This window comes from Streptomyces sp. NPDC001027, from assembly GCF_040299045.1.
In the GTDB taxonomy this organism is placed as follows: domain Bacteria; phylum Actinomycetota; class Actinomycetes; order Streptomycetales; family Streptomycetaceae; genus Streptomyces.
On sequence record NZ_JBEPBI010000325.1, the window covers coordinates 1 to 7159 of the forward strand.

Here is a 7159-nt window from a genome sequence, read left to right on the forward strand (position 1 = left end):
TATCTCGCTCACCCGCGGGCGCCCCGCCGCAGGCGAAGACCGGGCCCGCCGAGTCGCCCGCCAGCCTGGCGACCAGCCCCGGATCGGGACAGACCCACGCCACCCGGTGGCCGTGTGCGGCGAGTTCGGCGGCGACGCCGACCGTCGGGTTGACGTGTCCGACCAGCGGGGGGACGACGAACAGGAACCCGCTCATCCGGCGGCCTTCGCCGCGGTCCGTCCGGCCTCCTCGACGAGGGTCAGGATGTGCCCGCCGACGACGCCCGACGCCTCCACGAGCACCGAGTGCTCATGGCCCGGGACGACCACGGTCCGGCAGTCCGGCAGCACCGCCTCCAGCCACGGCGCGAGTGCGGCGAGGTCGGAGTCGCCGCCGTACACCGCGAGCACCGGGCAGCGCACCGCCGCGATCCGGTCCTCCGTCAGCACCCGGCTGGCCGGGATGTCCCGGCCGAGGGTGGTGTCGCGGGCGAGCTTGGCCGCGCCCTTGGCCAGACGCGCGGTGTTGTGTCCTCGGTGGGCGCTGATCCAGGCGAGCGCGTCGGGCTCGTTGTGGGCGAGCTGCGTCACGACCCGGTCCAGGATGCCGCCGAGCTTCACCGCCCAGGCGGCGGTGGCCGGTTCGGACTCGACGAGGGTCACGCTCGCCGCCCGCCCAGGGTGCCGGGCGGCGTATCCGAACGCGATCGTGCCGCCGTAGGAGTTGCCGACCAGGTGCACCGGACCGGCCACCCCCAGCCGGTCGAGCAGGGCCTCGAGGTCGTCCACGTTGTGGTCCAGCGTGTAGCCCTCGGCGGGGCGTGCGCTGCGGCCGTGGCCGCGCAGGTCGTACATGACGACGTCGAGGCCCGCGGCCGCGAACGCGGGCGCCACGGTGAAGTAGTAGCTGGCCAGGCTGTCGGTGAGCAGACCGTGCACCAGCACCACGGTGGCGGTGGCCGGCCGGCCCTCCCTCGGGCCGAGCCGCTGTACGTGCAACCGGACGGCGCCGGTGTCGACCATCGCCATGGCTCAGCCCGCCTCCGCCGACGCCTTCAGACTCGTCACGACGTACTCGACGAGCCGCCCCACGGTGAGTTCGATGATCTCGTCGAACTCCATGCCGGCCAGGAACTCGGCGAAGTTGACCCGGTCGCCGTACCGCTCCTGCAGCATTCCGGCGAGGGTGACCAGGTCGATGCTCTCCAGCTCCAGATCGCGGTTGAAGGTGGTGTGCATGCCGATCTCGACGTCGTCGAGGCCGTACTCGTCCTCCAGGAGCCGCGCGAGCATCCCGGTGAGGTCGGCGAGGACGGAGTCCTCCTCGACGGTGACGGGGGAGTGGGGGGTGGGGGATGTCATGGGGTGTCGTACTCCTTCGCGGTCGAGGGTCCCGTCGTCCATGCCACCGCGTACGCGCGTCGCGGCAGCCGGGGCGGGTTGGCGGCAGGTGCGCAGTGCACGGTGTAGGCGCGTTCCAGGCGGCCCGCCACGGTCAGCCGGTCGCCGACCGGCGTCGCGTCGAGCACCCTGAAGTCCCGTGGTCTGCCGCCGAATCCGGTGCCCTCCGCCTTCGCGACGGCCTCCTTCGCCGCCCAGAAGCGGGTGAACCACAGGGCCTCGGAGCCCCCGTCGGCGGCGGACAGCGCGCCCAGCAGGCGCAGTTCGTCCCGGCCGAGGGCGGCGGCGAGGGTCTGCGGGGTGCGTTCGACGACCTCCTCGACGTCGATCCCCGGTCCGGGGCCTGGCCGGTGCGGGCGGACGATCGCCACGCCCGCCTCCGCGCAGTGCGCCAGCGAGACGTCCAGCGGCGGCAGGACGCGGCCGTGCTCGCCGGTGACGTACGGAAGGCCGGCCGCGTCGTTGCGCACCCGCAGTTCCGCCGGGAACACCGGTCCCTCGCCGTGGTCCCAGAGCCACCGCCGCACCGCGTCCTTGGCCGCGATCCGGCCCAGCAGCCACTGTCGGCGTCCCCGCGGCGGGTGTCCCGCGTACTGGGCCCGTTCCGCCCCGCCCAGCGAGTTGCGCATGATCAGGTCACGGGAGGCCAGGTCCGGCCATCGTTCGTGCAGCAGCTGCCAGCCGCCCGGGCGGGTCTCGGACAGGGTGTGGCGCTCGGGGAACCGCTCTACGGGCCGGGTGGCGGGGTCGTTGTCGAAGCGCCGGTCCTGCCAGCCGCGCAGCTCCGCCCAGACCGTGCCGTCCACCGTCAGCTGGACGTCGGCCTCGAGGAACGCGTCGGTCAGCGAGGTGATCCGCACCAGGCACCCCACCGGGGTCCCGGTCGCCGGATGCGGCCCGTAGAAGCGCATCTCCCGCATCCCGACCGGGAAGACCACGGTCCGCTCGGATCGGGTCGCCATGATCCAGTAGCCGAGGATCTGGCCCACGTTGTCCAGCAGCGCACCGGGCGCGGCGGGGGCGGTGATGACCCCGCGCACATGACGGTCGCCGATCGCGGTGAGCTCGGTGACGCCGCGGAACGCCGGGCCGTGGAACATCCAGCGCTCGTCGTAGAGCTGGGCGGCGGTGTGGTCGGGGGTGCGCTCGGGTCCGGGCGGGGCGTCCCAGGGGGCGGGCGGCGGCGCGGGATGGGCTGCGGCGAGCTCCACGGTGGCCCGGGCGCGCGGGCCGAAGGAGACGGCGATGCGGTCCGCGCCCGCGGGTGTCAGGGTGACCGGCACGTCGACGGCGGGGGCGGCGGTGAGCCACTCCTCGAAGCGCGCCCCGTGCACGGCGACCGGCGCCGCCCGGCCGGCGCCCGCGGCCCGTGCGGCGTCCGCCGCCGCGTCCATGACGTGCTGCACGATCGTCGTGGCCGGAACGACCGGCCAGCGGTCGGCGAGGTCCGGCCAGCCGGGGCGCTGCGGGAAGAAGCAGTGGTCCAGGAGGTACGGCATGGCCTCGGTGGAGACGTGCACCGTCGTGCGTCCGGGCGCGACCGTGCGGTGCGGCACGGTCTCCGCAGCGTGCGCGGTCGCCGGAACGTGCGCTGCCGCCCCGGCGTGCGCGGTCGCCGGACCGCGCGCGGTCATCAGGGCGGCCGCGGTGTCCGCCGTGTCGCGGAGCAGCGCGCTCAGCTCGGCGGCGATCGGGGAGCCTGCGACGAGGGCGTCCAGCGGCGACGGACCGCCGGATCCGGACGCGGGGGCCGCGGCCGCGGCGGCCGGATCCGTGCGCGCGGCGGGCGCGCCGTGCGAGACGCGCGGCACGTCCCGTAGTCCGCTTCGCGGCTTGTCGTGCAGTCCGTCCCGCGATTCGTCGTGCGATGCGTCCCGTAGTCCGCCCCGCAGCCCGTCGCGCAGTTCCGCGCGCAGTTCGGCGAGGCGCTGCGGGGCGAGCGAGACCAGGGCGCCGTCGAGATCCAGCCGTGCCGGGGGGCGCCGGCGCGCGTCCCGCCTCCCGGCGGCGGACGAGGGCGTCGGCAGCAGGGGCGACACCGCGGCTCCCGCCGTCCACAGCGCAGTGGCGACCCGGCGCAGCTGGGCGAGGCCCGTGCGGTGGGGAGAGTTGGCGGCGATCACCAGGTGGTCGCGTCCGCTCAGGGTGTCTGCGACGAGTGAGCCGAGCTGACCCGGTCCCACCTGGACGTACGCGGTGTGACCGGCCGCGTGCAGGGCCTCGGCGAGCTGCCGGAAGCGCACCGGCTCCAGCAGGTGCCGCACGAACAGGGACCGGACGCCGTCCTCGTCCGCGGGGAACGGTGCGGCCGTGGTCCCCGACCAGAGCGGGGTGTGCGGAGCGTGCAGCCGGAACCGGGCGGCCGCCGCCTCGATCGGGCCGATGTGGGGCTTCAGCATCGGCGTGTGGAAGCCCGACCGGAACGGCAGCACCTGGCTGAGCACGCCCCGGGCGCGGAACGCCCGCACGAAGTCCTCGACCGCCGTCTGCGGCCCGCACACCATGGACTGGCCGGGCGCGTTGTCGTGGGACAGCACCAGACCCGCCCGCGCTCCGCCCTCGTCGCGCAGGGCGGCCCGCACCCGTTCCGCGGACGCGCCGATCGCGCCGAAGGCCAGCCCGGGGACCGCGACGGTGTCCGGGTCGAACTCCGCCATGAAGGCGTCGACTTCGTCCCCGGCGTAGAGTCCGGCCGCGGCCATCGCCGTCCATTCGCCGACGCTGTGCCCGGCGACCGCGTCCGGCACGATCCCGCTGCGGCGCAGCGCGGAGTCGAGGAGGCGGCCGACGGCGACGACGCCGAAGCCGTGCCGGCCCACGTCGCCGGTCCGGTCGCCGTCGACGGCCGGGGCGGGCAGAGCGAAGTGGGCGGCCACGTCGTCGACCTGCGGGGTGAAGTCGCCCTCCAGCCCGGGGAACAGGAACGCCAGTCGGCCCCCGCCGGCGCCGAGCAGCGGGCCCGGCCGGAACCAGACGTCGCTTCGGCCGTGCCAGGCACGCTTCTTGGCGACGGCGCGGCGGGCCAGCGCGAGCCGTTTGGCGGTCGGCTCGACGATGCCGAGGCGGGTCCCTCCGGCGTCCGGGTGCGCACGGGAGGGGTCGAGACCGGCGGCTCGCACGGTGTCGTCGGTCTCGTCCAGGAGGGCGGCGAGCCGGGCGGGGGAGTCGGCGGCGAGCAGCAGGACGCGTTCGGGCTCGGCCACGTCCAGGGCCGCGCGGGGCGCCGCGGCGCGCGGCCCGCGGGCGGCGGGCGCCTCCTCCAGCACCACGTGCGCGTTGATCCCGCCGAACCCGAAGGCGTTGACGGCGGCCCGCCGCACGGGCTGTTCGGCCGTGGTCTCCCAGTCGGCGGCCTTGTCCAGGGTGCGGAACCGGGTGCGGGCCAGCGCCGGGTGGGGGTCGTCGCAGTGCAGCGTCGGCAGGAGCGTGCGGTGGTGCACGGCGAGGGCGGCCTTGACCAGTCCCGCCACCCCCGCGGCGGGCATGGTGTGCCCGATCATCGACTTGACCGACCCGAGGACCGCCTCGCCGTCTCCGGGGCCGAACACCTCGGCCAACGTGGCGAGTTCGGTGCCGTCCCCGGCCGGGGTGGCGGTGCCGTGCGCCTCCAGCAGACCCACCGAGCCGGGCGCGGCCGGATCGAGCCCGGCGGCCCGCCACGCCTGCCGCACGGCCAGCGCCTGACCGCCCGGATCGGGGTTGACCAGCCCGGCCGCCCGGCCGTCGCTTGCCACCCCGGTGCCCCGGATGACGGCGTAGACCCGGTCGCCGTCGCGCTCTGCGTCGGACAGCCGCTTGAGGACGACGACGCCCGTGCCCTCGCCGATGAGGATGCCGTCCGCCTCCCGGTGGAAGGGGCGGATGCGCTGGCTGGGGGAGAGGGCGCGCAGCTGCGAGAAGACGCTCCACAGCGTGATGTCGTGGCAGTGGTGCACCCCGCCGGCGAGCATCACGTCGCACCGGCCGGAGGCGAGTTCGCCCACCGCCTGGTCCACGGCGACCAGCGACGAGGCGCAGGCCGCGTCCACGGTGTACGCCGGTCCGCGCAGGTCGAGCCGGTTGGCGACCCGGGAGGCGGCCAGATTGGGCACCAGGCCGATCGCGGACTCGGGACTGTCCGGGCCGAGTCGCTCGGTGAACGCCTCCCGTACTCGGGCGAGTTGTCGGTCCGTCAGGTCGGGCAGCAGCTCGCCGAGGGTGCGCACGAGCTGTCCGGCGGTGCGCACCCGCTGGTCGAGCCGGACCAGTCCGGGCGTGAGGTAGCCGCCCCGGCCGAGGACGACGCCGACGCGCTCCCGCTCGGGCAGACGGTCCGCACCGCCCGCGTCGTCGAGAGCGGCCGAGGCCACGTGCAGGGCGATGAGCTGGTCGGGCTCGGTGCCGGCCACCGAGTTCGGCATGATCCCGAACCGGGTGACCTCCACCTGCGCGAGTCCGTCCACGAACCCGCCGCGCCGGGTGTACACCCGGTCCGCGACGGCCGGGTCGGCGGCCGTGCCGGGCCGGTAGAACGCTGCGTCCCAGCGTCCGTCCGGCGCCTCGCCGATCGCGTCGACCCCGTCGCGCAGGTTGCGCCAGTACGCGTCGAGACCGGCGGCGCCCGGCAGCAGCACCGACATCCCGACGATGGCGACCGGCGCCTGTCGCACGGACGCCTGTCGCCCGGACGCCTGCCGCACCGACGTCTGACGCTCCGACATCATCTCTTCGGACGAGCGGTGTTCCGGCACCTGACGTTCCGTCATCGATCTCGGGCCCGCGTCGGCCGGTCCGGGCGACGTCACCGGGGCGGTCACCAGCCCGAGGCGGTGTAGACGACGGCGGTGGCCGACTCCTCGCCCCAGGCCAGCTCCCGCAGCAGCGCCGCGGTCCCCTCCTCGGGGTCGATCAGCCGGATGCCGCGCCGGGCGTACTCGCGGGCCAACTCGGCCCCGACCATGCCGGCGTGCCCGGCGGCGGGGGCCCACGGACCCCAGTGCACGGTCACGGCGCGGCGGCCGGTGCGGGCGGCGAAGGCCGCGCCGAGCGTCTCCAGCGCGTCGTTGGCGGCCGCGTAGTCCACCTGGCCCCGGTTGCCGAGGACGGCCGACATCGAGCCGAACAGCACGGTGAACGCGGGCGTGGAGGGCAGCTCCTCCACCGCGGTGAGCAGGGCGTGCGCGCCGATCGCCTTCGTGCCGTAGACGCGCTGGAACGACTCGGCGCTCTTCTCGCCCATCAGCCGGTCCTCGATGACGCCGGCGGCGTGGACGACGCCGTCGAGCCTGCCGTGCTCGGCGTGGATCTCCTTCACCGCCTGGCGCACGGCGTCCGGCTCCCGGAAGTCGACGGTGCGGTAGCGGGCCCGACTGCCGAGCGCGTCGAGTTCGGCCAGCGTGGCCGCGATCTCCCGTTGGGCGAGCAGGAGTTCGGCCGCGCGGTTGATCTCGGCCGGCTTCAGACCGCCGCGCGCGGCGAGCGCTGCGCGCAGGGCGGCCGGGGTGCGCGCGGCGGCGGTGTCCGCGGCCTCGGGACCGTCCGGCGCGGGGGTGCGGCCGAGCAGCTCCAGCCGGCAGCGGGCGGCTCCGGCGAGCACGGCGGCGAACTGCGCGGTGATGCCTCGCGCGCCGCCCGCCAGCAGCACCACCGAGTCCCGGTCCAGGCTGAGCGCGGCCGCCTCCGCGGCGCCGTCCCCGGCCGGTCCGGCGCCTGTGCTGCCGAGTGCGCCGAGCGGCGCCTCCACCAGCTCGAAGCCGTGCCGTCCGGCCGCCGTCCGCAGCACGACCGGTGTGCGGTCGGC

General features: G+C 75.8%; 4 protein-coding genes and 1 pseudogene. All 5 read right to left on the reverse strand.

What is annotated here, in order from left to right; genetic code table 11:
• Positions 1–196: pseudogene (locus ABT300_RS39430) on the reverse strand (glycosyltransferase); the annotation flags it as partial.
• Positions 193–1008 carry an alpha/beta fold hydrolase gene (locus ABT300_RS39435; RefSeq protein ID WP_351686624.1) on the reverse strand — a complete coding sequence of 272 codons (816 nt, stop codon included), beginning with the start codon at positions 1006–1008 and terminating at the stop codon, positions 193–195. The gene ABT300_RS39435 and the pseudogene ABT300_RS39430, both read right to left, overlap by 4 nt.
• A gap of 3 nt (positions 1009–1011) precedes the next feature.
• The gene (locus ABT300_RS39440) at positions 1012–1341 is read right to left on the reverse strand and encodes an acyl carrier protein (RefSeq protein ID WP_351686627.1); all 330 of its coding nucleotides are present in this window, start codon (positions 1339–1341) and stop codon (positions 1012–1014) included.
• Positions 1338–6080 carry a type I polyketide synthase gene (locus ABT300_RS39445; protein WP_351686632.1) on the reverse strand — a complete coding sequence of 1581 codons (4743 nt, stop codon included), beginning with the start codon at positions 6078–6080 and terminating at the stop codon, positions 1338–1340. The genes ABT300_RS39440 and ABT300_RS39445 overlap by 4 nt, the downstream gene beginning before the upstream one ends.
• Positions 6081–6172: 92 nt before the next feature.
• A partial coding sequence (locus tag ABT300_RS39450; RefSeq protein ID WP_351686629.1) for an SDR family oxidoreductase occupies positions 6173–7159 on the reverse strand: 987 nt, incomplete at its 5' end.

Excerpts from the sequence above, each read along its gene's own strand:
- ABT300_RS39435 (WP_351686624.1), bottom strand. The coding sequence starts at position 1,008 with ATGGCGATGGTCGACACCGGCGCCGTCCGGTTGCACGTACAGCGGCTC.
- ABT300_RS39440 (WP_351686627.1), bottom strand. The coding sequence starts at position 1,341 with ATGACATCCCCCACCCCCCACTCCCCCGTCACCGTCGAGGAGGACTCC.
- ABT300_RS39445 (WP_351686632.1), bottom strand. The coding sequence starts at position 6,080 with ATGTCGGAGCGTCAGACGTCGGTGCGGCAGGCGTCCGGGCGACAGGCG.